Raw genomic sequence first — 24,696 nt, forward strand, 5'->3', positions numbered from 1 at the left:
TTTTATAATTTTAGAGTTGCACCTAGAATGAATGTTCTTGCACTAGGGTAGCTTGAATAATCGATACCCAGTGATTGGTTACCTCCGCTTGATTTAGCGCTGTTAATTAGCGGATCATAACCACTATAGTCTGTTATTGTAAATAGGTTTTGTCCTGTTACATACAGGTTAAGTCCCTGTAACCAGTTTAGGTTTTTAATTTTAAAGTTGTAACCTAAACGAGCTGTGTTTAATCTTAAGAAATCTGATTTTTCAAGATATAGGGTAGACAGCTGTGGTGAATTTGCAGGGTTAGCACCTGAGTTATAATAATCTGTTGCAGTATTTCTGTCAGACGCAAGGTTATTAATATTAAGAGCGTTTAGTCCTGTATTGTTTACAAGATATCCTCCTGACTGACCGATGATAGAGAATGAGAAATCAAAGTTTTTATAACTCATCTGGCTGTTAAAGCCATAAGTGAATTTAGGTAATGCACCTTCTATAATTACACGGTCGTCTCCTGTAATAGCACCGTCATCGTTTTGGTCTTTAAATATTTCGGCACCGTTTTCATCAAAACCTACATGCTCAATAAGGTAAAATGAACCTGCAGCATATCCGCTTTTGTAGATGTTTGCCAATACTCCTGACTGACCAGGACCTGAAATTGCACCTGAAAGGATTTCTGATACAGGAAGGTTTTTCACTTCGTTATCAAGTGTAGCCCCGTTAAAATCTACCGACCATTTAAAGTCGCTGTTGTCAATTATCTGAGAACCTAACATAAACTCAAAACCTTTGTTTACAATTTCTCCGTCTATATTTACCCAAATAGTATTGGTAGGGCTAAGTACCGGAGAAGGTATATTTAATATAGCATCGGTTGTAGTTTTGTTAAAGTAATCAAGTGTACCATATAGTTTACCGTTCCAAAGGCTAAAGTCGATACCTAAGTCAAACTGAGTAACTACTTCCCATTTAAGGTCAGGGTTTGGAGTTCTTGAAACAGATACACCATTAACAAGGCCAAGATCATCATACAGATAGTAACCATCTGCGCCGCTAAGTGCGTAACTAGCCTTTGTAATTTTATTTTGTACCTCCTGGTTACCGGTTTGTCCCCAGCTTGCTCTAAGCTTTAGGTTTTCTATTACTTTGTTTTCTTTAAGGAAACTTTCCTGAGAAATTACCCAACCTCCTGCAAATGAAGGGAAGTAACCGTATTTATTGTTTTCTCCAAAACGTGTAGAACCATCAGCCCTCATTGAAGCTGTAAAAAGATATTTTTTGTTGAAAGAATAGTTTACCCTTCCAAAGAAAGATTGTAACTCATTTTCCTGAGCGAAACCTTTAACTCCTGTCTGATAACCTGAAAATGCAGGATTGTCTGCCGGATCAACACCTATTTCCTGATCAGCTATACCGTCTATACTGAAGCTTGTTCCCGATCTTTCAAATTTCTGATAAGAGAAACCGCCAAGAACTTCTACTTTATGCTTATCGTTAAACCAGTTGTAGGTTAAATAATCTTCGATAAGTTGGCTTTTAGACTCCAGGTTACCCTGAATGTATTTACCAATAGGGTTAAGGTCGGTTACGTTAGGATAAATTGTAGTATTTCTTTCTGACATTGAACGGTCTATACCCACATTAAGTTTATAATCTAAACCTTTTGCTAACCTAAGAGAAGCCTCAAAATTCCCTAATACTCTTATTGTACGTGTTTCGTCATTATAGATGCTTAAAAGGTAAGCAGGGTTATAATGCGCGTTCATGTTGAAGTTTTGGTACTCACCGTTTTCATCAAATACCGGCTGAGTAGGGTTTGCCATAAGGGTGTGGATAATAAGCTGTCCGTTAGAACCACCATCATCACTGGTTGGTACACCATTATCTACAGTTTCACTTGCAGTAAGGTTAGCGCTTAGGCGTAAACGTTTGTCAAAAAACGACTCGGCAGCATTAATCCTACCAGAAGTACGCTTAAAGTTACTGTTGTTTACTATACCTTCCTGGTCCATCTGTCCAAGTGACACATAGTAGTTACCTGTATCGGTTTGTTTAGAGAAAGCCATTACGTTATTTGTAGTTACGGCATTTCTGTATATTACATCCTGCCAGTCGGTATCTCCACCGTGGTCAAAAGCAGGGTCTGTAAGTGCATTTCTGTATTCGCTTGCAGAAAGTACATCAAGTTTTTTAGAGACTTTAGAGAAACCTAAGTAAGAGTCTACCGTAAAAGTAGCTTCACCTTTTTTACCTTTTTTAGTAGTGATTATAACCACACCATTAGATCCTCTTGCTCCATATATAGCCGCAGCAGATGCATCTTTAAGTACACTTATAGATTCGATATCACTTGTATTAAGGAAGTTAAGAGGGTTTTTAGCTCTTGAAGAACCAAAACCAACATCCTGTCCGGCAGGGCTTGCATCATCATTAGTTAGCGGCACACCGTCTACAACAAATAGGGGAGTACTACCACTTCTTATTGAGCCTACACCACGGATGGTTACATCCATTGGAGCACCTGGCTCACCACTTGCCTGAACAACCCTTACACCAGCAACCTTACCTTGTAATAGCTGATCTGCAGAAACGTTAACACCCTGCCTGAAATTGTCTTCCTCAAGTTGTGTTACCGATCCAGTAAGGTCGGCTTTAGTTTGCTTACCATAACCTACTACTACAACCTCGTCAAGCTCTGATGCGTTTGACTCCAGCTGTATGCTAAGGTTGTCACTGTCAACTAAAACACTTCTTGTTTTGTAACCTATAAATGATACTTCAAGGATTTTACCCTGAGCTACCATAATTTCGAAGTTACCGTCAAAATCAGTTGCTACTACATTGTTTGTGCCTGCTTCCATAACAGATGCACCGGGTAGAGGCATTCCGTTTTCATCCAATACTTTACCTTTTACGGTTTGCTGTATAGTTGAAATGTTTTTAACAGCAGCCTCTTTTTTAATAAGCACCAGTTTGTTACTAATGTTATATGTAAAATGAGCTTTTTGAGAAAGGTCTTTTAATACCGTTTCTATCGGGCCGTTTGTATAAGTAACCGTGTATAGGTTTTTATCTTCTATGATGCTTTCACCATAGCTAAACTTATAATTTGTTTTTTCGCTTAGTGTTGAAAAAATGTTTACCAGTGTTGCTTTTTCTGATTTAAAGCTTACTTTTGGTGAGTTTAGTACACTTTTAGCCTGCCCTCCTAAAAAGGAGAGTAGTGCAAACACTAAAAAGATTGTGTTTTTTAGTTTAAAAGAAGTAAATTTAGAATACATGTTTTAAGTTATTGGTTTTTACGATGGCTTAATTTCTATAGACCGTAGTTGTTCGCAGCAACTGCGGTTTTTTTATTATCGTTTCGCTGTTATTGTATTGTCATAGGCCTCAAATTTTTGATTTGTGATGTAGTTTATTTGTTCTAAGATGCTGTCTAAAGATGCTCTGTTTTTAATGTAAACCGTAAGTCTGGTATTTAATATTTCTTCATTTTTAAGCTCCAGTTTTACACCATATTTATATCGTAATACAGTAAATACCTCGTTCAGTTTTACATCATTAAGTTCAATATCCTCTTTGTACCAGTTAGCCAGTATGGTTTCGGTAACAGGTTGTTTAGTAAGTTTACTGTTGTTGTATATAGCTTCCTCATTAGGCAGCAGGTCTATACTCTGTGCGCCCGATGATACATTTACCTTACCGGTTACTACGGTTACATTACAGTTTTCCCTGCATAATTTTATATGGAAAGAAGTACCAAGTACTTTGGTTTTGATATCGCCCGAAGTGATTATAAAGGGATGCTCAGGGTCTTTTGCAACTTTAAAGAAGGCGTTACCCTGTAATAGTGTTATAGCCCTTTCCTTTCCGGTAAAATGTGCCGGATAAGATAATTGTGAATTGGCCGCCAGAAATATGGTTGTACCATCTTCAAGTCTAAGGGAATCCATTGCAGCAGTGGTTTGCAATGAAAGCATTTGCGGTTTTGTATCGTTTTTAATTATAAAAGTGACACCTATAGCTATTACAATAGCGGCAGCGGCAGCATATTTGTAAAAATTAAGTTTTCTTACTTTTCTAACCGGATTTATAGACAGGCTTATAGTATTATAAATAGCATTTGAAACCTCTTCTTTATCTCCCATAGTCGCTTCATCCCAATTGTTGTTATTGGAATATTCATGCAGAACAAAACTTTCCAGCAATTGCTCTTCTTTTTCAGAGGCTTTTTTATCTGTACTTTTTTCGATAAGATGTTCCAGATAATGTTTTACTTTTCTAATCATCATAATGTAATTCGTCTATAAGTACCTTATGGGAGAAATAGTACTATTGCCGAGTATTACTATACTGTTAAAGAAAAGTTAATAGAAAAAACAGCAGCATTACCGTATTAAAATCCATGTCTTTTATCTCAGCACGTAATTGTTTTAAGGCTGAGGTGATTTGATTTTTTACAGTTTGTTTTGAAATATTTAATTGTGCGGCTATCTGGTCTATATCCATTTCCTGAATTTTATACATCATCAGGATTTCTTTTCTTTTTTCGGGAAGCTTGTCTAATAAGGAGTAAAGCTTATCTAGTAGTTCATCGTCAACAGAGCTGATATTCTCTATAAGGTAATTTTCAAATTTTTCTTCGGGTATGCTTTTGTCAAAGCGGTTATTGCGGTAGTATTTATAAACCTGATTTTTTACAGCCCTAAACAGATAGCTTTCTACAGATAGTATTTTGGTTTCATTTCTTCTTTCCCAAAAGTCGATAAAAACATCCTGCACAATGTTTTGTGCAAGTTCCCGGTCCTGTGTCATTTTAAAAGAAAAAACGTAGAGTTTTTCCCAATATCCGGTGTATATTTCTTCAAACTCAGTAGTACTTTTCATTGGGTAAATAGAGGCGCTGTGTAAACCGCTAAATAAAAAAATGAAAATGCATTGTACTTTATTTGAAAGTTATATTTTAATTAATTTCTTAAGGAAAAGCATAATGATTTGTATCCGAGAGGTATTTTTTAATCTTTATTTGTTTTTGTTTAAATAACACGCGCTTAATATCTCTTTTATACTTTTCGCCTCAATACTTCACAATAATTTTTCCAACCATGAAATCACTTTTTTCACCATTAATGGTGCTACTGTTAATCACTCCTGTATTTAAGGCTATGGCTCAGGACGATAATTTACATATTAACCAACTACAGGTTATTGGGTCACATAACAGTTATAAAAATGCTATAGAGCCTGCTTTGCTTGAGGCTATGGCTAAAATGGATACAACGCATTCTGTTTACGGACTTCAGTATGAACATATAGCTATTGAAAAACAGCTTGATATGGGACTGAGAAATTTAGAGATTGATGTTTATGCCGATACCAAAGGTGGTAAATACGCCCATCCTAAAGGTCTTGATCTTGTAACACCAGAACAGCCTTACGATACAGAAGGTGTTATGAAAAAACCTGGATTTAAGGTTTTACATATGCCCGATTTTGACTTTAGGACTCAGTGTATGACATTTGAAGACTGTCTTGCCAAATTAAGGAAATGGAGTGAGGCACATCCTGGTCATGTACCTGTATTTATTACGCTTGAGCCTAAAGACGGTGATAAAAACCGTTTTGGTACAGAGCCCGAACAATTTAATGCTAAACTTTTTGACGAACTTGATAAAGTACTTTTATCTGTCTTGGGTAAGGATAAGGTTATAACACCAGATATGGTAAGAGGTAATTATGCTACACTTGAAGAAGCGGTACTTAATAATAATTGGCCAGCACTAAAAGAGGCTAGGGGCAAATTTCTTTTTATACTGGACGATAGCGGTAAGAAAAGGGATTTATATATGAAAGGACATCCGTCGTTAAAAGGTCGTGCGGTTTTTGTAAATGCAAAACCCGGCACACCCGAAGCAGCATGGCTTTTTAAGAATGAGCCGGAAACTGATACCGATATTGAGAGTCTGGTTAAGAAAGGCTATATAATACGTACAAGGGCAGATGCAAATACACAGGAAGCTCGTAATAATGATTATACACGTTTTAATAAGGCATGTACATCGGGTGCACAAATAATAACTACCGATTATTATTTACCAAGTAAATTATTCAAATCTGATTATCATATCTCTTTCGATAATAACACTTTTGTTCGTCCTAATCCTGTGACAGGCAAATAAATAATTTTCTCTATCGTTTTAGTTTTTAATAAGGCATTCTTAATGAGTGCCTTATTTTTTTATGAATAGTATTTTAAGGGCTTTAAATTTATTTTTTCTTAAAGATTCACCTTTCTGTTTGCTTTTTATGTAAAAGTTTATCGGTTTTTGATTTTTTAAGAAAATTAAAAATTTAATTGGGTAATACAATTCTTATATTTGAAAATGTTAATAAAAACTTAAAATTTAACCATCCCCTACCACATGAAACCATTAAGAAATATTCTTCAAAAATACAGACTTATATTTGTTATTTGCTTGTTATATAGTAGCTTATCAATGGCAAATAATGGTAATAATGGCGAAGAATATACACTGGCAGAGTGTGATACTCTAATAAAAAAAGGTAACAAAGAGAAAGATAAGGCCAATTATGTAAAAGCATTGGAATATTATACGGTAGCAAGAGAAATGGCATTATCTAAAAATTGGGACAGACAACTTTTTAATTCACTTTTTTGTACCGGGTTCAGTTATTATTCCATGTTTGATTATGGAGAAGCCCTCCATTTTTTTTTAGATGCTTATAATATAGCTGTTAAAAATAAATGGCACGAGCAGGAACTGGAGTGCCTTAATAATATTGCTAATATTTATGCCCGTCAAAAAATGTATGAAAAAGCGATAGAGTATTATACCAAGGCTTATAAGGGTGCTAAGGATAAGAATATCGAGTCACATATTTGGCTTCCTCAAATGAATTTGGGTTATATATATAATCGTATGAATAAACCTGAAAAGGCGAGACCGTACCTATTGGAAAGTACGAAACACCTTGAAGGCCATTTTTTGGCTTCGTCTAAAGTGCTTTTAATTGAAAATGATTTGCTTTTAGGTGATGTGGTAAAGGCAAGAAAAGGAGCGTGGGACTTATATAATAATGAACCGAATGCTGCTGAAATGGGGCTAGATATTTTTTTATGGACAATAATATCCAAAAGCTATCTTAAGGAAAATAATTATTCTCAGGCAATTGTATTTGCTAAGCGTGCCCTAAACAGAAATCCCGATTTGGAATTCAAGAAGAATGTTTTTGTTCTTCTTTCAGATATATATGAAAAAAGCGGTTCCTATAAAGATGCGCTACGATTTAAAGACTCTATACTTGTTACCGAACACGAACTAACCGAACGTAACAACGGTAGGGTTTTTGAAAATAACAGGGTTAAATTTGAAATACAGGATTATAAAAATCAGATTTACGTAAAAGAACAAAAGCTTGCCTCCGAAAGGAGAGTGTTTTATGCTATAATAGTTATTATATGTGCTACTGTTATAATTATAGTGCTTATTTTCAGACAAAAGAAAATGATTGCCGAGTGTAGCCGTAATATAATTGAACTCCACCTTGAAAAGGAAAAAAACTACAATCTTAAACTGGAGAGAAAAGTTACCAAAGCTCTTTTAGAGCAGGAACGCCTTAATGAAGAAATAGAAAACAAGAACAAAAAACTTTCTTCAAGGGCGCTTTATCTTTCTGACAGGAATGAGATTATAGAAGAGATTGTTGCTTATCTTTCCAAAAAGCCTAAACTGGCAAAAGACCAAACCCTGGTTAATCATGTTAATTCCCTAAAGGCATATTTAAGAACCGACAATGAGTGGGATAATTTTATAAAGCATTTTGAGGAAGTTAATCAGGGCTTTATGTCAAGACTAAAAGAACTTCATCAGGATCTCAGTGTAAATGATATAAGATTTATAGCCTACATCTACATGGGGTTAAGCGTTAAAGAAATTGCAACAGTACTTAATATAACTCTTGCAGCCAGTAAGAAAAGAAAAGAGCGTTTATCAGCAAAAATGAATATATCTAAAGAAGTTGATTTATATTCTTACATATCAAGTATTTAGGTTTTTAGTGTCGCTTAATTTACCTTGTTTTGTCGCTTTTTTGGCTGTTATTTTCTACGTGACAGCAAAATAAAACTTTCATTTTTTCATTAATGTTGTAGTAATATCTGATAAGCCATAGCGGCTGTGTTTTACTACATATTCATTTGTGCCGCATCCGGCTGGAAAAACAACTGTCATTTAGCAAATTGTATAACACGCCGCTATACTTATCGGTATTGGGTTGTCTTATAAGACAGATGGCCAGACTAGCTTACAAAGAAACAAACAAGGATTATTAACCACTAAAAACCAGAAATTGCCTATGATAGAGTAAACATCGATTTTAATTAATTAGTAGTAATATGTTAGCAACCCCTTTATGAATTCATAAAGGGGTTGTTTCATAAAAAAAAGCAGCGTTTTAGCTGCTTTATCAATGTATTTTTTTAATGCTTTATAGCATATTAAGTCTTTTCATGAGCTCAGGCCTGTTTGCCCGGCTAACAGGTACCACATCTTTACCAATAAGGACACTGTTGTCTTCTATATCAATAATCTTTTTGGTATTGATTATATAGGTCCTGTGAACTTTTAAAAATAGGGAAGGAGGTAACTTTTCCTCAATTTTTTTAAGGGTAGAGTGTACTGTGTAGTTTTTAGTTTCCGTCTTTATCTGAATATAATCTCCTTTTGCCTCAATAATATTAATTGTAGGGATCTCAATTTTTATAAGCCTGCGGTCTATATTAACATAGAACTCATTAGCTGTGTCAGCAGGCTGATTTTCATTTTGTGTATTTGAGGTTTTTATAGCAGGTATACTCTCTTTTTTTGCTTTTGCTTTATTTACGGCTTTAAGAAATCGCTCTTCTGTAAGCGGTTTAACCAGATAGTCTACTATACAGTCATATTCAAAAGCTTCAATTGCAAAGTTTTTGTCTGAAGTGATAAGTATTACAGCCGGAGGATTTTTAATGGTTTTAATAAAATCAAAACCTGTAAAATCAGGCATGTGAATGTCAAGAAAAATAAGGTTGGTGCTGTCGTGGTTTTCATTTAAAAACTTCATAGCACTCAGCGCATTGCTAAATTCTCCCGTAATGTTAAGTTCAGGGTCTTTAGAAGCCATTTGCGCAATTATTGTTCTTGCCAGTGCTTCGTCGTCAATTATAATGCAATTCATATAAAATAACCGGCTTTAAATACCATTTACATAATTCTGTACTCTTGAAAGAATGATATTAAAATCTTCATTCAGTTCAGTGGAATTATTTTTAAGGTTTTTTTCAAACTCTTCAGCAAGATAGTAACTTTTTTCCATACCCATAATACTTATTTTGTGTTTAAGCTTATGTACACTGCCTGCAGCGGCTAAAAAGTTGTTGCTGCCTAAATGGTCTTTATAGAGTTTTATTTCTTCGGGCAATTCCTTTTTTAAAATGTCTATAAGCTTTTGCCTGAATGGAGCATCATTTCCTGCTAATTGGTCTATATAATTAAGATTAGGCTGTTCCATGATATTTAGGTAGGGTAAAGTAAAAAGAAGTACCTTCATTTTCTTTGCTCTTAAGCCAAACCTTACCGCCATAGTGTGTAACTATCTTTTTTACTATAGATAAACCAATTCCGGAAGACGGGTTTTCACTGTCAAGCTTAGTAAAGATATTGAATATTTTCTCAAAATAAGCTTCGGGGATGCCTTTTCCGTTGTCTTTAATGCAAAATTCTATATCATACTTCTTTTCCTTACTGGTAATTTCAATAAGCCCTTTTTCTTTGTCGTTATACTTTATGGCATTTTCAAGCAGATTTTGAAAAAGTTGCCTGAACTTATAAAAGTTGCCGTTTAGTTTAGGAAGCGTATTCAGAATTTTTACCTCAATATTTTTAGGTATCTCAATCATTCTTAATAACTCTTCAAATACATTATTGAAATCTATCAGTTTGTCTTCAGTCTGTACCTTGTCTATAGAAGAATAATCAAGTATACCCTGTATAAGCAGATCCATCTTTTCAACGTTAAACAAAATAAGCTCTAACGATTTTTGGCCTTCATTTCCAATCTTTTCGTTATGATCTTCCTGAAACCATTGTATTAGCGTGGTGATGTTGCGCAGGGGAGCCTTTAAGTCGTGAGATACCATATGGGCATATTCGTTTAATGCCTGATTTTGTGCTTCAAGATTTTGTAAAAGCTCTTCCCTTTGCTCGTTTATTTTTATGAGCTGTATAGATTGTTGCTTAATGTAATCGGAAGGGTCATAATTCCCTTCAGCAGGAGCATCGTTATCCATGTTCATGGAACTAAGTATGAACTCCAGGTTATTGTTTATTTCCTTAAGACTATTGGCTTCGTCCCTAAGTTTTTGGTTTGCTTCAAAAAGCTCTTCAGAACTAATCCTCATTGCTCTTTGCAGCATAGATATCTGATCTTCATAATTAGCATAAGATTCTTCTACAGCATTTAGAAAATTTTCCAAACCTGTAGGCATATCTTCTCCAATATGCTTGGATATCTGTCTTTTTAAAAGGGGGTTTTTCATTCGCTTATTAAAGTTAATGTCATTGTTTGGTTGTGAAGCTCACAAAAGTTACTGTTTACAAACGGAGCCATTTCTCCATACGAATAAAATCCTGTAATAGTGGTAGTATCACCAATCATTTCTTTAACCTGTTCTATTTCTTCTTCAACACGCTGATTCATTACCAGTTTACGACCTACACAACTTATTAATAGGGCCAACTGAGGCATGGTTTTACGATTATGCATTGCATATAATGCAGCTTTATTAGCTCCATCAGCAATACCATCTACTGTTGCCATCATAAGTTGTACAAGAGATTCTTCAGGAGCATCGCCGGCAAGTATCATTGATTGTGTATTATTGTCAATATTTAATATTGTTCTTACAACCGGTGCTTTTTTACCGGGTATAGTGACATTAAGAGGATAGAGTAGTGAGGCCTGAGGCAGTTCTTCTGCTTTGTCTCCCAAATATTTTTTATAAAGGCTTAAGGCAGGCTTCCCGTCAATCTCATAAAGTGTATTCCCTTCTGATTTTGTAATAACCCTTTCAGGCCCAAAAGACTGCCAGCCGCCTACACTTGCAAAAGTTATTTCCAGCGATTCGCCGTAAAAGCCTATAAGTATTACTTCGCCTTCTTTAGGGTTTTCTTTATAAGAAGCAACTGTTTTTACAAAACGCGCATCATCGCCACACATTCCTCCGGTAATGCATACATTTTTAAAAACATTATCCTCAAGTCCCGCAATCAGAGAGCTCCCATTTACAAAACTCCCCTCACTTAGAACAAAAAGATGCTTAAGATTTTCTTTAGGCATTTGCTCATACAATGATTTGCCTAATTCAAAAGCATTTTTATTATGACTTAGTATATTATCGCGTTTTATTATAAACGAACTTTTTTCAAACTCTATAGCAGTTACGGCAATAGAGTTTTCAATAACATTTTTATCCGCTATTTCGCCCGAAGTAGATCCAAAAACAAGGTGCTCGTAAGGAAATTCTTTTCTTAGATCATCTATAACAATACTGTTTTCCAATAAAAACCTGTTACCAAAAACCAGCACTAACGGATTGTTTAAGGCTTTTTTATCAGTAAGATAAACCCAGGTATTATCTTTTTTGTATGCCTGAACTGTTTTCATAAATCTTACTTGTAAAGTTTAATATAAAAAGCGGTACCTTTTCCTAATTCGCTTTCAATCCATATTTTGCCGCCGTAGTTGTCAATTATCTTTTTCACTATGGACAGGCCAAGACCTGTAGATCTTTCATTTTTACTGAAGGATTGGAATATCTTGAATATTTTTTCCTGATTTTCTTCGGCAATACCCGGTCCGTTGTCGGCAACCGAGAAAACAAAATGGTCTTTAGCTTCTTTTACATTGATAACAACAAATCCTTCTGGTTTATCAATATAGTTTACAGCATTGCTTATCAGGTTTTGAAAAAGCTGCTGTATCCTGAATCTGTCTGCCTTTAAAACCGGCAGGTTGTTTTTTATTTCTACCCTGATATGTGAAGGGATGTGTATAATGCTTAAAATGTTTGTAACCACTTCGTGGATGTTTACATTTTCTTTAGCTATATCTGTTTTATCTATTTTAGAGTAGGTAAGGACTCCCTGAATTAAATGATCCATTTTTTCCAGTTTATCCTCAATCATGTTTAGATAACCTGTTGTCTGTTCGGTAAGGCAACCTTCGTTTTCTTCCTTAATCCAGGCTACTAGTGAGTTGATACTGCGTAAAGGGGACTTAAGGTCGTGAGAAACTATTTGTGCGTAGTCTTCCAGTTCTTTATTACTTTTTGCTAAGCTTTTTAGCAGTTCCTCTTTTTGCTTTTCAAGTTGTTTTTCATGAGTAATATCTTCTTCAATTGCAAAAAAGCGTATTAATTCTCCAAAATTGTTATACAAGGCCTGACCCTGTATCCTGACCCAGTATTTCTTTTTGTCTTTAGAGTAGTTTATTATCTCACAGTTAAAGGGTTCCCCTTTTTTTATCTGATCACTTAAATAGGTTACGGTTTCAGCATCGCTTTCTGGTCCTTGTAACAGTACCCCGGGTTTTTTACCTATAAGCTCTTCTTTTTTATACCCTGACATTACCTCAAAACTGGAGTTTGCCCATTCTATTCTACCTTCTTTATCGCATATAATCACCGAGTTTATATTTTTTTCGGCAATTAGGGAAAGTAGTATTAATTGTTCCTCCTTTTCCTTTTCTTCAGACATATCCTCAAGCATGGCAAAATACTGAAGGATATTCCCTTTATCATCATATATAGGCTGGCCTTTAATTTTTGCCCAAAAATAGCCACCGCCTTTTTTAGCATGGGTTACTTCCACGTCAAACGATTCACCTTTGTAAAACAAGTCAATCATTTTTTGTAATGCATCCCTGTCTGTAGATTCTGTACGGCCAACCTCAATAGGGGTTTTGCCCATTACTTCCTCACGGCTAAAGCCTGTTATCTTTAAATAGGCATCGTTACACCAAAATATCTCGGCGCTGGGTTTGGTAAAAACTATGGCATTTTCGTTTGCACTGGCAACTACCGATAATTTATTAAGCTCTTCACGATCCTGTTTAAGTGCATTTTTTTGTTCATTGTTTATCCTTAAAAGCTCTTTTAGCTCCTGAGTGGTAGCTTCCTGAGTTTTTAATATCTGAAGAAGATCCAGCAAAGGATCATGATTGGCAAAATCAAAGATTGAAAGTTTTCTCTTTTTCACTTCCTCTACCGACATAAGCCAGGGAGAACCTACAAATAAAAAATTGTTATCCATAGTTTCAAACTGGCCTCTTAGTATTAAATCGGGTACAATTTTACTTTCAAGGATAACAAGCTGGCTTAGGTTTTCTACCAGTACTTCTTCAGTAATGTTTTCTGTATGAGGTCGTATAAGTGAAAAGAAATCAGAAAAAGAGTCGCCTTTTTTTAATTCCGGATTCAGTTTAGTAATGCTGCTTCCAAAAGAGGAGATTACTAAATTTTCATCCAGCAGTATATAGAAAGGAAATATCCTGCTGAAATTATCGGCATTAAATTTAAATGTATGGCTGTTACTCATATTACCAATTGATTTTGAAAACTTCCTGATGGCGGCTTTCAGCGGGGGACTCAATAGGCTCTACTATAGCGGGTTCACAAAATATTTTAACCAAACCATCCAGATAGCCCTTTAAAAAATCCCGAACACCTTCCCTGTTTGAGTTGTAATGCAGATGTAAACTGTTGTGGGCTACATTACTTATTCTAAACTCGGGTGGAGTTAATTCAGGATAGATTAACATAATCCTGTTATGAAAGTTAGGTAAATTTAATAAATAATCTTTGAGGTTTTCGCCTCTGGATTCCATCAGGAACTTATATTTTTCGGCAAGTGTTGAAATAATACTTGCTCCAATTTCTTCAAGTACTTTGTTTAGAGGTATTTGTGTGATTTTTGAAACTGTTTCTGCTATTTTAAAAATAGTTTCCTCATTGTATGGCTGATCGGCATCAAGAAAACTTGGAGTAAGAGCACACTGCTGCTTAACTTCCATCCAAATCTGGTTGCCAAAGTTATCGTTTACATAATGTTTTATTGCATTGTTAACAAAGCCATACATAATTACTGTGAGATTAATTCATTTACGCTCCAGTATTCTATAAGTTTTTTAACCCTGTCTACATACTCCTCATACTTAAGGGGTTTTATTAAGTAACCTGCAATGCCTGTTTTATAACATTCCATTACATCCCTATGGTTGTTTGAGGTAGTTAGTATTATGGCAGGAATATATTTAAGCACTTCATCTTTTTTAAGGATACCCAAAAATTCTATGCCGTTTATTTTAGGCATATTAAGATCCAGGATAATAATATCCGGAATAATTTCCTTGTCTTTTAATATTGCTAACGCCTCTTCGCCATTATTGGCTTCTACTATCTTATGGTTTAAGTGCAGGGTTTTTAAAACTCTGTGAAACTTCATGACTTCGATAGAGTCGTCTTCAATTAAAAGTATATTAAGTGCTCTCGCCATTTTTTTTAGTTAGGGTATATTTTTCCAACTACAAAATTACGGGACTCCGTAAAGAACAATTTTTCTTTTCGATAAGCGAGGGTTAAACTTCGGTGAATGGTAGCTTTGAAGCGACGAATGGTTTTAAATAGGCTATAAGCGGTTTCTTACAAGTATAAAATATATAGATTTTAACTGATTGATAGATAAACGCTTATTTTATTATTAGATTCTTAGTTAATCGGGACAAAAATACCATTCGTCTACAATTGAATGCCATTCGTCGAAATCTAACAATATAGCTAACATAATCACTAGATATTTGCACTATAAATAATGCATTTATAATCATTTAGTCAAAGCCCCCTAGATTAAATGGATCCCAAAAATAAAGTAGTGCTATTGATATTCAATTAAAAATTACTGGTGTGTCAGGCCTCCCTAATAAGGAGGCCTTTTTTATTGTTTATTATTTTATAAATGTGACGGCTTACCCTTAATAGGAGTACAGCTCATCTAAAGCAAAATTCCATTCGTCGAATAATGGGACGGAAACGTAATTTCCCAACGGATATTTGCAGTGTTATTAAGTACAAAGTGGTTATATAGATTGTCATACTTTAAGCTCCAAAGTACATTGATAGTTTTATAAGAATGAAAAGAAATTAATGTTAGAATGCACGACTACTGATGTTTATTTTTAAGGCCTCCTTTATTAGGAGGCTTTTTTATTTATGTAGGGTTTCTTAATAGATATTATTGATAAAATCTTCCATCAACCTGTTTGTCGGCTTAGTTCTTACCATTCGTCTACAGCAAAATGTTTTTTGTCGAATATTAGGCAAAAAGCTTTGAAACCCGACGGATATTTGTACTGTAATTAACACTGAATCCAAAATAATTTATCAAGATATTGCCCCCCAATAAACTGATAACCCCAAAAATACCGTAAATGAATATAAGATTCAGTGTTAATAACTAAAACAGCAGACTTATGAAAGTTTTAATAGTAGATAACGAACGTCACATATTAACATCGTTGGGCAGGTGCCTAAGCGATTTAGGATATGAAATTGAGTGTTGTGACAATACTCGGGATGCTGTAAATAGTTTTAATGCTTTTCAGCCTGATCTGCTTATTGCAGATATAAGTTTGTCGGTAGTGTACCCAATGGTACCTATGATAAACAAACCTAAGGCAAACAGGGCAGGGTTAGAAGTTATACAATATATTAGAAATGTAAAAAAGGTTAGTACTCCTGTTATGGTAGTTTCATGTCATAGTGATGAAAGGGTTTTTAATAAAACCTTTGAACTTGGAGTAAACGACTATGCAAAAATGCCTATAAGTATTTCTGATATTGAGGCAAGAGCCAAAAGGCTTACAAGTGGTATAGATAACGCGATTTTTAGTTTGAATTAAAATATAAAAGTACTTCATAATGCCTTAAGGGATTATGATAGTTTTATGGTTGGTTTGGTTGATGCACCTGTAGTTTTCTACAGGTGTTTCTTTTTAGAATCGTTTTATAGCACCTACGCCGGCAGTTATCTGATTACCTTTTGTGTTAGGGGCATATTCCTGATTCTCAATCGAAGTTCTAGCGTATACTACATAAGATCGGTTAAATACAGTTCTGTATTCCAAAGCTACATTATATGATTTTAGCTTATAGGTAAAAGTCTCATTAAGAAGCACGTTATTCTGATTATCCGGAGAAATACCGGTACCAAGCCTTAAGCTCAGATACTCATCGGCACCACCTAAATAATAACGGGTAGTTAACTGATAAGACTGGCCAACATTATTTCTGTCTGGTGTAAAATATCCTCTTAGGTTAAACCATAGGTTTTTATAATATTTTCCGGCAGATAGGGTATAGGTCCAGGTTTGTTCTCCCGAAAAACTTAACATCCTAAAACCTCCTTCTGCTTCAAAACCTTTGGGTAGATTGGCAAACAATGAAAATCCTGCTTTATATTCCGGGAAGATACCTTTATCATCAGATATACCTGCATTTACATAGGTATAGAAAACATCTGATATTCTTGGATAACTTTCAATTTCAAACTGCATGGCATCCATAGCAAACTTATTGGCATAATTTACCCTTCCGGTAAGTGTACCAAAGTTACCCTGCCTGGTATAGTCTACACTGGCAATATGCCAAGGGTCGTCAAAACGTTTATCAAAATAGTAGTAGTCATAATAAACCCCTACGGCATTTTTAAACCCTGTCATTCCTATAACCTGGCTTAGAGTCCTGGCTTCATTGTTTTTTGGGTTTATTTCCAATAGTGTTGTCAGGGTACTGTTGGCTTCAGTATATTGTCTGGAATCTTTAAGTATTCTCGCTTTTAAAAGCAGTAGCTCTTCCGATTGCGGACTTTTTCCCAAGCCTTTATCGGTTAGTTCTAAAGCCTTTTCATAATTTTTATTCCAATACTCAAGGCTACCATATGCCAGATATAAATCCGTATTATCAGGATTTTTTATCATAACCTTTTCAAAAACCAAACGGGCCTGCTCCGGTTGTTTATCCCAGGTATATAGCCTGCCTAAAAAGATATTTAGTTCGGTATAATCCGGGCTCAATTCCAAAGCCTTTTGTGACAGGTCAATAGCTTTTTTATAGTTTTTGTTTTCAAAAGCTTCTTTTCTGGCTTCTGTGTATATATCGTCGCTGGTTTGGGCATTTACTGTAATGCATGAAAAAAGCATAACTATAAAAAGTAATACCTTAACAGTTGGTTGTATTTTTTTTAGATTGACTGACACAATAGTAATTTTTAAGATTAAACTATTTTTTAGGGTTTGAAAGCCCTGTTCTACTCATGGCTCCCCATGTTTTTTTACCTCTTATAAGGTCGATGTTGCCTTTTATTGCTGCCCACATTACAAACGGATGGTAGAATAAAGGCTCTGCAAAGGCAGTGCCTATAAGCCTGAATATGTACTTAGGTTTCTTGTATTGCTGAAAAGAATATTCTTCAAAGAAAATAGCTGTAATTGAATAAAGCACCGAGAAGAAATATACTAATGCAAAAAAGCTAAGGAATATGGTCCAGTTTAAAAATCCTAAAACATATAAAAGGATAATGAAAAGGATCCCAAAGAATTCTATGATAGGGGCAAGCCATTCAAAAAACATCCAGTAAGGTGTACTAAGCATACCCAATACTTTATACTTAGGGTTAAAGAGCATTTTGCGGTGCATCCATAAGGTTTCCATAGTACCGCGTGTCCATCTGTTGCGTTGCCTGTGGAGTACTTTCCACTGTTGTGGTACTTCTGTCCAGCATAAAGGATCCGGGATAAAACCTACGGTGTAAGGAATTTTTTTATTACGCATCATACGTCGCATGCGTACCAAAAGCTCCATATCTTCTCCTACTGTTTTGTGATTATAACCTCCGGCCTCTATGGCTATCTTTTTATCAAACATACCAAAAGCCCCGGATATTAACAGGAGTCCGTCCAGTCTTGACCACGCCATACGCCCCATAAGGAATGCCCTGAAGTATTCCAGTATTTGTGCACGGGCCACAAACTTATCCGGAAGGCGCACTTCTATAATCCTGCCGTCTTCAATAATACATGAGTTAGCCACACGGATTATACCTCCAGATGCAATTACCGTCTTCTCATTATTTAAAAATGGTTTTACCAGTTTAAGCAAGGCATCGTTTTCAAGTATACAGTCTACGTCAATACAACAAATAAGGTCGTGCTTACAGTTGTTTATACCCGCGTTTAATGCATCGGCCTTACCACCGTTTGCTTTATCTATAACTGTTAGGTTTTTGTAGGCTTTAATTGTAGATGTGTAAACGCCCCTTACTTCCTGTGTGGGTATGGAGTTGTATCGTAATGACTCATCTTTTACCATAGAAAAAGTTTCTACCAGCCTTTGCAGGGTATTGTCTTTACTGCCGTCGTTTATTACCACTATCTCATAAGAAGGGTAGTTAAGAGTAAGCATGGAGCGTACATTTTCTACAACATTGGCTTCCTCATTGTAGGCAGGTGCAAGTATAGATACAGGTGGCAGGGTAGAGGATTGCAGCATTGCTACTTCTTCCGAAGGTAGGTTATATATCCTTTTATACTCCTTAATTTCCAAAAAGGAGAATAAGGCAGCAAACGTATACCCTGAGCATATTACTACTGCATATACAAGAAATGCCCAACTGGCTATATCTATTAATATTCTATAATCCAAAGTGTCTTATTTTAAAAAATGCTCTTCAGCTTTTAAATATTCTATTTTCATTTCTTCATCGTTGCCGGTAAGCAATCCGGATAAAGTTTGTAATTGATTGAAATCTCCTATTTGGGTTATAAGTTTTAAAATCTCTTTTTTAATTTCAGTGCTTTCTGTAGCAAAGTTGGTGAGTAGCACATCTATGGCTTCTTCATGTCCTATTTTGCGCATACACCTTATAGCTGCTCTTTTAAGTTCTTCTTCAGGGCTTTCAAGAAAAGGCATTACCTGGTCTATATTTTCATATTGGTTAAATACTGCAATTTGCTTGATGCAAAAAATAACAACACTTTGCTGTTTGTGAGTAAGCCATTTTGAGAAATCAGGGACCTGCTCCTCGTATTTTTTCAGAGCATCTTCCAGATATACCTGTTGCCATATGGTTAATGGTTCTTCTAAGCGGTATAAAAAGTTAAGAGGATACTTTTGAGATAGCTTAATAAAGTATAAAAGTGCCTGTAATCTTACCTCACTTCTTTTGTCGTTTAAGAGTTTAACTGCTAACGATTCCTGTATTTTTATTCCCATGCTGGAAACTGTGTAGAGACCGCGGGTCCTTCGGTGCCACTTTAAGCTTTTTAAGTCTTTAAATACAATATTATCAAGATCAAGGCTAAAAAAAAGTTTTTTTATAGAATCATTTGCTTCTCCCTTAAAGTTTTGATTGTATATAAGTATCTCTTTTGTCGTTATCTTTTTTTGAAGGTTGGTTTTAAGAAAATTGTTTTTAAAATTTTCGGTTTCAGTCTCGTCAAAATCCGGATCAAAGAGATAGTTGTTAATAAAATCGCTTAAGCGGCTGTAATGTTCCGCTTTTTTTAGGTTACGACTGTTTTTAAACAGCCTTAAGTAAAGTATAAACAGGATTAAGATCAAGCTAAGTAAAATTAATACAAAGCTTACCAGAATGTTTAGCTTTACTATCCACTCCCAGTCATTATAGTATATATTTTCGTATATCTGTTCCAATACCTTAACTTATTTGCTAAGACTTCTTTTTACTCTTAATGATAGTTCGTTTGGACTAAAAGGCTTGGTAATAAAATCATCTACTCCCATAGTAAAGGCATCCATTATTATATCTTCCTGTGTTGCAGTAGAAAGTACAATTATAGGTGTTTCGGGTGTTTCCTTTTTTATTAACTCAATAAGCTGGGAGCCGGTAACAAAAGGCAGCATCAGGTCTGTAATAACAAGATCAAAATTGTTGTTTTTTAAAATCTCGGTAGCCACTCGTCCGTCAGGGGCCACGGTTACCTCATAGCCGTCTTTATTAAGTTTAAATTCTAATGATTTTACGACCATGGGGTTGTCTTCTATCACTAAGATTCTTTTTTTCATGGGTTTATTTTAATTGTGGGAAATCGTTTTCTAACTGAGCTTTCATTTTAGCAAACTCTATTATCAAATTATCGGCTAAGAAAGGGACATCTTCTTCGGGAGCCCTGTTGTTAAGTAAATTACATATCTCTACCGATGTTTTGTTTTCAAGCATTTCAAATGAGGGCTTAATGTTGTGGGCAATTTCGGCAACACTTTGATAATCTTTATTGATAAGTGCTTCCTTAAGCTGTTCAAGCTTATCGCTTACCGAAGAAGTGAAAATAGAGAGGGTTTCCATAATGAATTCCTGGTTACTGTCTGAAATTTCATTTAGATAATCCAGGGAGTATGCTTTTTCTACAGCTTCTTTCTCGCAGTGATTTTTTTCTAATAATTCTATTATAATAGAAAGGTCATCTATACCTATGGGCTTTTTTATGAACGCAAGCTTGTCTTTATAGTGTTCAACTATAGTGCTTTCACCTTCTTCGCCCAAAACCAATACAGGTACATCGGCTTTTATTTCTTTGTTAAGATAATCAAACGTTTGGTAAGCATTTAACGGAGATGAGTTTTCATCAAGTATTACAAGATGAAAGTCGTTCTCTTTTTTTACCTTTTGTATAGCATCATAGCTATTTTCACAACAGGTAATTTGCCATTCTTTAGGGAGCAGCTGTGTCACTACATCTTTTTCAGTATTATTTTCAACAAGTAAAATATTTAACTGCATGTGGGTGGGGATATTTTTAAAGTTTAAAATTATAATAAAATGTTATTTAAGGGTTACTGGTAAATGTAATTTTATGGTTTCTTTAATAGTTTCAAAAATTATGGGTTTTGTAATATAATCGTCCATACCGGCATCAAGGCAACGTTCTCTTTCTCCTTTAAGTGCCCTTGCTGTTAATGCAATAATAGGTATTCTAAAGCCCGGATCTTCAAGCTGCCTTATTTCTTTAGTAGCATCAAAACCACTCATTACAGGCATTTGTATATCCATAAATATAAGGTCGAGCGGCATACTTTGATACATTTTTACGGCTTTTTCACCGTCTTCAGCAATCGTAATGTTTGCCTGAGGAAGTACTTTTTGTATAATGGTTTTTGCAAGGAACTGGTTAACCGGGTTATCCTCGGCAATAAGTATGTTATAAGCACCCTGTTCGTTTTTGGTAAAGCTATCGTCTACAACCTCCTTAACACCATTGCTATCGATTTTAATATTACTTATCAGGTCAAAAAGTTGATCTATTCGTATAGGTTTGGTAACTTCAAACTTAACGTCAAGCTCTTTACAAAGCTGAAGTATCTTACTGTCTACTACCGAACTGTGAAGTAATATTATAGGTAGTGCCTCCTTGTCTATTTTCAGTTTTTTTCTGATATGGCTTATTAATTCTAAACCATTTAGATAAGGCATGTTAAAGTCGATAATGGCAAGGTCAAAATCGTTTTTGTTTTCCAGTATTTCAAGAGCCTGAATACCGTTTTGTGCGCTTACAGAATTTACTTTGCCAAAGGCAAGCATGTCCTTTAAAATAGTAAGGTTGTTTTCATTATCGTCTACAATAAGCACATTATTTACGTTTTCGGTTTGCTTTTCAGGATAACTGTCATCAAACTCTGTTTTAAATCGTACTTTAAACGAGAAGGTACTTCCGTTATTAAGCTCGCTTACAACTTCAAGTTTACTGTCCATAAGTTCCAATAAGCGGTTGCTTATGGTAATACCAAGGCCTGTACCTCCGTACTTTCTTGTGGTAGAGGCATCTTCCTGATCAAAGGCATTAAATATTTTTTGAAGGTTATGTGGGGCTATACCTATACCTGTATCCCTTATTGAGAATTCAAACAACATTTCATTTTCGTTGTTTCCATAAGGTGTGTTCCTTACCTTAAGTTCCACTTCGCCTTTTTCGGTAAACTTAATAGCATTGCCTAACAGGTTAACCAATATTTGTCTTAGTCTTATTGAGTCGGCATATATAAAGCGTTTCACTTTTGGCGAAATATCTAAAAGTAGCTCCAGTCCTTTTTCGTGGGCATCGTGCTTAATAATATCTACCGTTTGAGAACAAAGCTCTATAAGATCTGTTTTATCTTCACTAAGTTCCAGTTTCCCGGCTTCAATTTTAGAGAAGTCAAGAATATCATTTATCAGATCGAGCAATGAATGCGCAGAGGTGTTGACCATCTGCATGTATTTGCTTTGTGTTTCGTTGAGTTCGGTTTTCATAAGCAGATCGGTGAAACCTATAACACCATTTAAAGGTGTCCTGATCTCGTGGCTCATATTTGCTAAGAATTCCGATTTCGATTTATTGGCATATTCCGCTTTGTGCTTTTCACTCACAAGCGATTTTTCCATTTCCTTTAACTGAGTAATATCAGTCGCTATACCTACATAGCCTGTTATTACATCGTTTTTATCCCTGATGGCAGTAATTACCAGCTGAACGTCAAACTTAGACCCGTCTTTTTTTACAAATACCCATTCTTCAGAATCATATTCACCTCTTGTTGCATTATAAGTAAAGAGTTCTATACCGTGTAATTCTTTTCCATATTTTTTAGCAAGTAATTTAGAGCGTTTTGCTACTTCTTCCTGATCGTGGAAAATTCCTACTTTATGTTTACCAATTACTTCCTCTGCAGTATATCCTAAAAGCGTTTCGGCTCCCTTATTATATTTCTTTACAATACCTGTGGTATCAGCCTCAATAATAGCAACCTGTGTAGTGGCATTCATTAGGTCCTGAAGCTCTTTAAGGCTAGCTTCAAGTTCCTGTTTAGCTTTTACTCTTTTAGTTATATCATTAATTTGTGATATAAAGTAAAGAGGGGTGTTTTCTTCATCTCTTATTAGCGACACATTAAGAAGGCCATATACTATGCTACCGTCTTTATGTAGATACCTTTTTTCCATACTGTAGGTATCCCTTTTTCCTTCAAGGGTTTCATGTAGCAGTCGCAGGTCGGCATCAAGATCGGTTTTATAAGTTATTTGCTGGAAAGTAAGTTTTACAAACTCGTCTTTAGTGTACCCTAAAATGTTACACAGGCTTTTGTTAACCATTAGCCATGTTCCGTCAAGGCCTACCATTGCCATTCCGTTAGGGGAGTGTTCAAAAGCACTTCTAAACCTTATGGAGTTTTCAAAGGCGGTCTCTTCAAGATGTTTTTGTTCGGTAATATCTTCAATGTGACTGATTATCATGTTTTGAGAATTCTCAGTGCCTTTTATCAATGAAGAATTTAGCTTACACCATATAAGCTCGCCGTTTTGTTTGTAAAAACGACTGCGTATTGTATAGCTGTTGATTTCGCCGTTCAGAAGTTTTTTTCTTAGTTCAGTTGCTTCTTCAAAGTCTTCAGGATATATTATGTCTTTTAGAGTAATATTCTTTTGTGCAATTTTTTCTAAGTCATTTTTATCAAAACCAAAGATTTTCATACTTGCCGGATTGGCAATTATAGGTTTGTTATCAAAGTCTAAAAGCACTATACCTATAGAGGAGTGATTAAAAATCTTTTCAAATTTCTCCCGGGTTTCTTCGTATATGGCTTCCTGTTCCTTACGGGCACTAATGTCCTGTATAGCTCCATATATTCTCACACAATTACCATTTTCAAAAACAGGTTTGCCTATTGTTCTTACCCATAGAGTATTTCCTTTAGCTGTGATCAGTCTAAGTTCAACATCATATTGCTTACCTGTTTCCACAGCTTTGGCAAAAGCTTCGGTAATTGTATCTCTGCTCCAGCCTTCTTCAAAAAAGTTAATGGCTGTTTCCAGTTCCGGTTTATAATCAGAGTCTACCTCATGTATCTGTTTGGTAACTTTAGTCCAGGTTATTTTTTGGTTAACCAAATCAACTTCCCAGCCACCCACTTTGGCAACCTTGTTGGTTTCATGTAAAATACCCCTTAGTTTTTTAAGCTTTTTAACCTTACTTAAAAGTTTCTCCTGCTTTATATTCCGCTCTTTAAAATGTTTAATAATAAGCCTTGTCGGGTTATTTTTATCATCAAACACTACTTTTCCTTCAGAATGTAATATTACTTCATTGCCTTCGTCATCAATATAGGTAAAGGTGTCGTTAAACTCTTTTTTAGGGTTTTCACGACATTGTTTTATAAGGTGTATTGTTTTGTTTTTATCAAAAGTATTTATAGTCATACTCCATCTGTCAAATATGTTTTGATCTTCAGGAGGTGTAATGCCTAAAATTTTCCAGAAAGCATTGTTAGCCCAAAATTTTCCGGGTAGTTCAAGGTCACAATACCAAATTCCGTCAAGGGACCCCTCAGTTAACCATGAAAATACAGTAGGGGCTTTAATAAGTAAATCATTAAACTCTTGTTGCAGAGTAGAAGAGGATTGCGGCATATTTTGTTTTTTAGCGGGGATATTATTTAATAAATGTAAAATTTTCTTTTTAAATATCAAGCATTACTATCAAGTTTATTGTGTTTTAGAGTATACGCACAATGAAACTTCAAGGTTGATTTTGATTCAATAA

At 35.2% G+C, this 24,696-nt stretch carries 19 protein-coding genes; 3 read left to right on the forward strand and 16 right to left on the reverse strand.

Features of this window, described 5'->3' with window-relative positions:
• Window positions 1-2: 2 nt before the first annotated feature.
• The 3 genes from NU09_RS16770 to NU09_RS16780 form a co-directional block, all read right to left on the reverse strand.
• Window positions 3-3,272, reverse strand: a complete 3,270-nt coding sequence (locus NU09_RS16770; RefSeq protein WP_129752468.1) for a SusC/RagA family TonB-linked outer membrane protein — start codon at window positions 3,270-3,272, stop codon at window positions 3-5.
• 75 nt (window positions 3,273-3,347) lie between these two features.
• Window positions 3,348-4,283: a FecR family protein gene (locus NU09_RS16775; protein WP_242501898.1), complete on the reverse strand. Its 936-nt coding sequence runs from the start codon at window positions 4,281-4,283 to the stop codon at window positions 3,348-3,350.
• A gap of 64 nt (window positions 4,284-4,347) precedes the next feature.
• Window positions 4,348-4,878: an RNA polymerase sigma factor gene (locus tag NU09_RS16780; RefSeq protein WP_129752469.1), complete on the reverse strand. Its 531-nt coding sequence runs from the start codon at window positions 4,876-4,878 to the stop codon at window positions 4,348-4,350.
• A 218-nt stretch (window positions 4,879-5,096) separates the two neighbouring features.
• Here NU09_RS16780 and NU09_RS16785 point away from each other — a divergent pair, with 218 nt between their 5' ends.
• Window positions 5,097-6,170: a phosphatidylinositol-specific phospholipase C1-like protein gene (locus NU09_RS16785; RefSeq protein ID WP_129752470.1), complete on the forward strand. Its 1,074-nt coding sequence runs from the start codon at window positions 5,097-5,099 to the stop codon at window positions 6,168-6,170.
• Between the two features lie 243 nt (window positions 6,171-6,413).
• Entirely contained in the window at window positions 6,414-8,063 is a 1,650-nt protein-coding gene (locus NU09_RS16790) for a tetratricopeptide repeat protein (protein WP_129752471.1), read from the forward strand.
• Window positions 8,064-8,499: 436 nt separating this feature from the next.
• Here the strand turns inward: NU09_RS16790 and NU09_RS16795 are convergent, their stop codons facing one another.
• The 7 genes from NU09_RS16795 to NU09_RS16825 are packed head-to-tail and all read right to left on the reverse strand — an operon-like array spanning window position 8,500 to window position 14,603.
• Complete coding sequence (locus tag NU09_RS16795; RefSeq protein WP_129752472.1) at window positions 8,500-9,228, reverse strand: LytR/AlgR family response regulator transcription factor; 729 nt, start codon at window positions 9,226-9,228, stop codon at window positions 8,500-8,502.
• A gap of 15 nt (window positions 9,229-9,243) precedes the next feature.
• Window positions 9,244-9,561 (reverse strand): Hpt domain-containing protein, encoded by a 318-nt coding sequence (locus NU09_RS16800; protein ID WP_129752473.1) that lies wholly within the window; start codon window positions 9,559-9,561, stop codon window positions 9,244-9,246.
• Window positions 9,548-10,588, reverse strand: coding sequence for a sensor histidine kinase (locus NU09_RS16805; protein ID WP_129752474.1), 1,041 nt, complete (start codon window positions 10,586-10,588; stop codon window positions 9,548-9,550). The genes NU09_RS16800 and NU09_RS16805 overlap by 14 nt, the downstream gene beginning before the upstream one ends.
• Window positions 10,585-11,715 (reverse strand): FIST signal transduction protein, encoded by a 1,131-nt coding sequence (locus tag NU09_RS16810; protein ID WP_129752475.1) that lies wholly within the window; start codon window positions 11,713-11,715, stop codon window positions 10,585-10,587. Before NU09_RS16810 ends, NU09_RS16805 begins: the two co-directional genes overlap by 4 nt.
• A gap of 5 nt (window positions 11,716-11,720) precedes the next feature.
• Window positions 11,721-13,646, reverse strand: coding sequence for a PAS domain-containing protein (locus tag NU09_RS16815; RefSeq protein WP_129752476.1), 1,926 nt, complete (start codon window positions 13,644-13,646; stop codon window positions 11,721-11,723).
• Between the two features lies 1 nt (window position 13,647).
• Window positions 13,648-14,187: a heme NO-binding domain-containing protein gene (locus NU09_RS16820; RefSeq protein WP_129752477.1), complete on the reverse strand. Its 540-nt coding sequence runs from the start codon at window positions 14,185-14,187 to the stop codon at window positions 13,648-13,650.
• 2 nt (window positions 14,188-14,189) lie between these two features.
• The gene (locus NU09_RS16825) at window positions 14,190-14,603 is read right to left on the reverse strand and encodes a response regulator (RefSeq protein ID WP_129752478.1); all 414 of its coding nucleotides are present in this window, start codon (window positions 14,601-14,603) and stop codon (window positions 14,190-14,192) included.
• Between the two features lie 973 nt (window positions 14,604-15,576).
• Here NU09_RS16825 and NU09_RS16830 point away from each other — a divergent pair.
• The gene (locus NU09_RS16830) at window positions 15,577-16,005 is read left to right on the forward strand and encodes a response regulator transcription factor (RefSeq protein ID WP_129752479.1); all 429 of its coding nucleotides are present in this window, start codon (window positions 15,577-15,579) and stop codon (window positions 16,003-16,005) included.
• A gap of 93 nt (window positions 16,006-16,098) precedes the next feature.
• Here the strand turns inward: NU09_RS16830 and NU09_RS16835 are convergent, their stop codons facing one another.
• The 6 genes from NU09_RS16835 to NU09_RS16860 form a co-directional block, all read right to left on the reverse strand.
• Window positions 16,099-17,304 (reverse strand): YaiO family outer membrane beta-barrel protein, encoded by a 1,206-nt coding sequence (locus NU09_RS16835; RefSeq protein ID WP_129752508.1) that lies wholly within the window; start codon window positions 17,302-17,304, stop codon window positions 16,099-16,101.
• 79 nt (window positions 17,305-17,383) lie between these two features.
• A complete protein-coding gene (locus tag NU09_RS16840) occupies window positions 17,384-18,805 on the reverse strand; it encodes a glycosyltransferase family 2 protein (RefSeq protein WP_129752480.1) in 1,422 nt (473 codons plus the stop codon).
• Window positions 18,806-18,811: 6 nt separating this feature from the next.
• The gene (locus tag NU09_RS16845; RefSeq protein WP_129752481.1) at window positions 18,812-19,816 is read right to left on the reverse strand and encodes a HEAT repeat domain-containing protein; all 1,005 of its coding nucleotides are present in this window, start codon (window positions 19,814-19,816) and stop codon (window positions 18,812-18,814) included.
• Between the two features lie 9 nt (window positions 19,817-19,825).
• Window positions 19,826-20,188: a response regulator transcription factor gene (locus tag NU09_RS16850; protein WP_129752482.1), complete on the reverse strand. Its 363-nt coding sequence runs from the start codon at window positions 20,186-20,188 to the stop codon at window positions 19,826-19,828.
• A gap of 4 nt (window positions 20,189-20,192) precedes the next feature.
• Window positions 20,193-20,903 carry an Hpt domain-containing protein gene (locus tag NU09_RS16855; RefSeq protein WP_129752483.1) on the reverse strand — a complete coding sequence of 237 codons (711 nt, stop codon included), beginning with the start codon at window positions 20,901-20,903 and terminating at the stop codon, window positions 20,193-20,195.
• Window positions 20,904-20,945: 42 nt separating this feature from the next.
• On the reverse strand, window positions 20,946-24,563 hold the full coding sequence (locus NU09_RS16860) for a PAS domain-containing hybrid sensor histidine kinase/response regulator (RefSeq protein WP_129752484.1): 3,618 nt from the start codon (window positions 24,561-24,563) through the stop codon (window positions 20,946-20,948).
• Window positions 24,564-24,696 lie beyond the last annotated feature (133 nt).

The organism is Flavobacterium beibuense (assembly GCF_004151245.1).
GTDB lineage: Bacteria > Bacteroidota > Bacteroidia > Flavobacteriales > Flavobacteriaceae > Flavobacterium > Flavobacterium beibuense_A.

Bases quoted from the DNA above. Each gene is read 5' to 3' on its own strand.
- NU09_RS16770 (WP_129752468.1), bottom strand. From the start codon at position 3,272: ATGTATTCTAAATTTACTTCTTTTAAACTAAAAAACACAATCTTTTTA.
- NU09_RS16775 (WP_242501898.1), bottom strand. From the start codon at position 4,283: ATGATGATTAGAAAAGTAAAACATTATCTGGAACATCTTATCGAAAAA.
- NU09_RS16780 (WP_129752469.1), bottom strand. From the start codon at position 4,878: ATGAAAAGTACTACTGAGTTTGAAGAAATATACACCGGATATTGGGAA.
- NU09_RS16785 (WP_129752470.1), top strand. From the start codon at position 5,097: ATGAAATCACTTTTTTCACCATTAATGGTGCTACTGTTAATCACTCCT.
- NU09_RS16790 (WP_129752471.1), top strand. From the start codon at position 6,414: ATGAAACCATTAAGAAATATTCTTCAAAAATACAGACTTATATTTGTT.
- NU09_RS16795 (WP_129752472.1), bottom strand. From the start codon at position 9,228: ATGAATTGCATTATAATTGACGACGAAGCACTGGCAAGAACAATAATT.
- NU09_RS16800 (WP_129752473.1), bottom strand. From the start codon at position 9,561: ATGGAACAGCCTAATCTTAATTATATAGACCAATTAGCAGGAAATGAT.
- NU09_RS16805 (WP_129752474.1), bottom strand. From the start codon at position 10,588: ATGAAAAACCCCCTTTTAAAAAGACAGATATCCAAGCATATTGGAGAA.
- NU09_RS16810 (WP_129752475.1), bottom strand. From the start codon at position 11,715: ATGAAAACAGTTCAGGCATACAAAAAAGATAATACCTGGGTTTATCTT.
- NU09_RS16815 (WP_129752476.1), bottom strand. From the start codon at position 13,646: ATGAGTAACAGCCATACATTTAAATTTAATGCCGATAATTTCAGCAGG.
- NU09_RS16820 (WP_129752477.1), bottom strand. From the start codon at position 14,187: ATGTATGGCTTTGTTAACAATGCAATAAAACATTATGTAAACGATAAC.
- NU09_RS16825 (WP_129752478.1), bottom strand. From the start codon at position 14,603: ATGGCGAGAGCACTTAATATACTTTTAATTGAAGACGACTCTATCGAA.
- NU09_RS16830 (WP_129752479.1), top strand. From the start codon at position 15,577: ATGAAAGTTTTAATAGTAGATAACGAACGTCACATATTAACATCGTTG.
- NU09_RS16835 (WP_129752508.1), bottom strand. From the start codon at position 17,304: ATGCTTTTTTCATGCATTACAGTAAATGCCCAAACCAGCGACGATATA.
- NU09_RS16850 (WP_129752482.1), bottom strand. From the start codon at position 20,188: ATGAAAAAAAGAATCTTAGTGATAGAAGACAACCCCATGGTCGTAAAA.
- NU09_RS16855 (WP_129752483.1), bottom strand. From the start codon at position 20,903: ATGCAGTTAAATATTTTACTTGTTGAAAATAATACTGAAAAAGATGTA.
- NU09_RS16860 (WP_129752484.1), bottom strand. From the start codon at position 24,563: ATGCCGCAATCCTCTTCTACTCTGCAACAAGAGTTTAATGATTTACTT.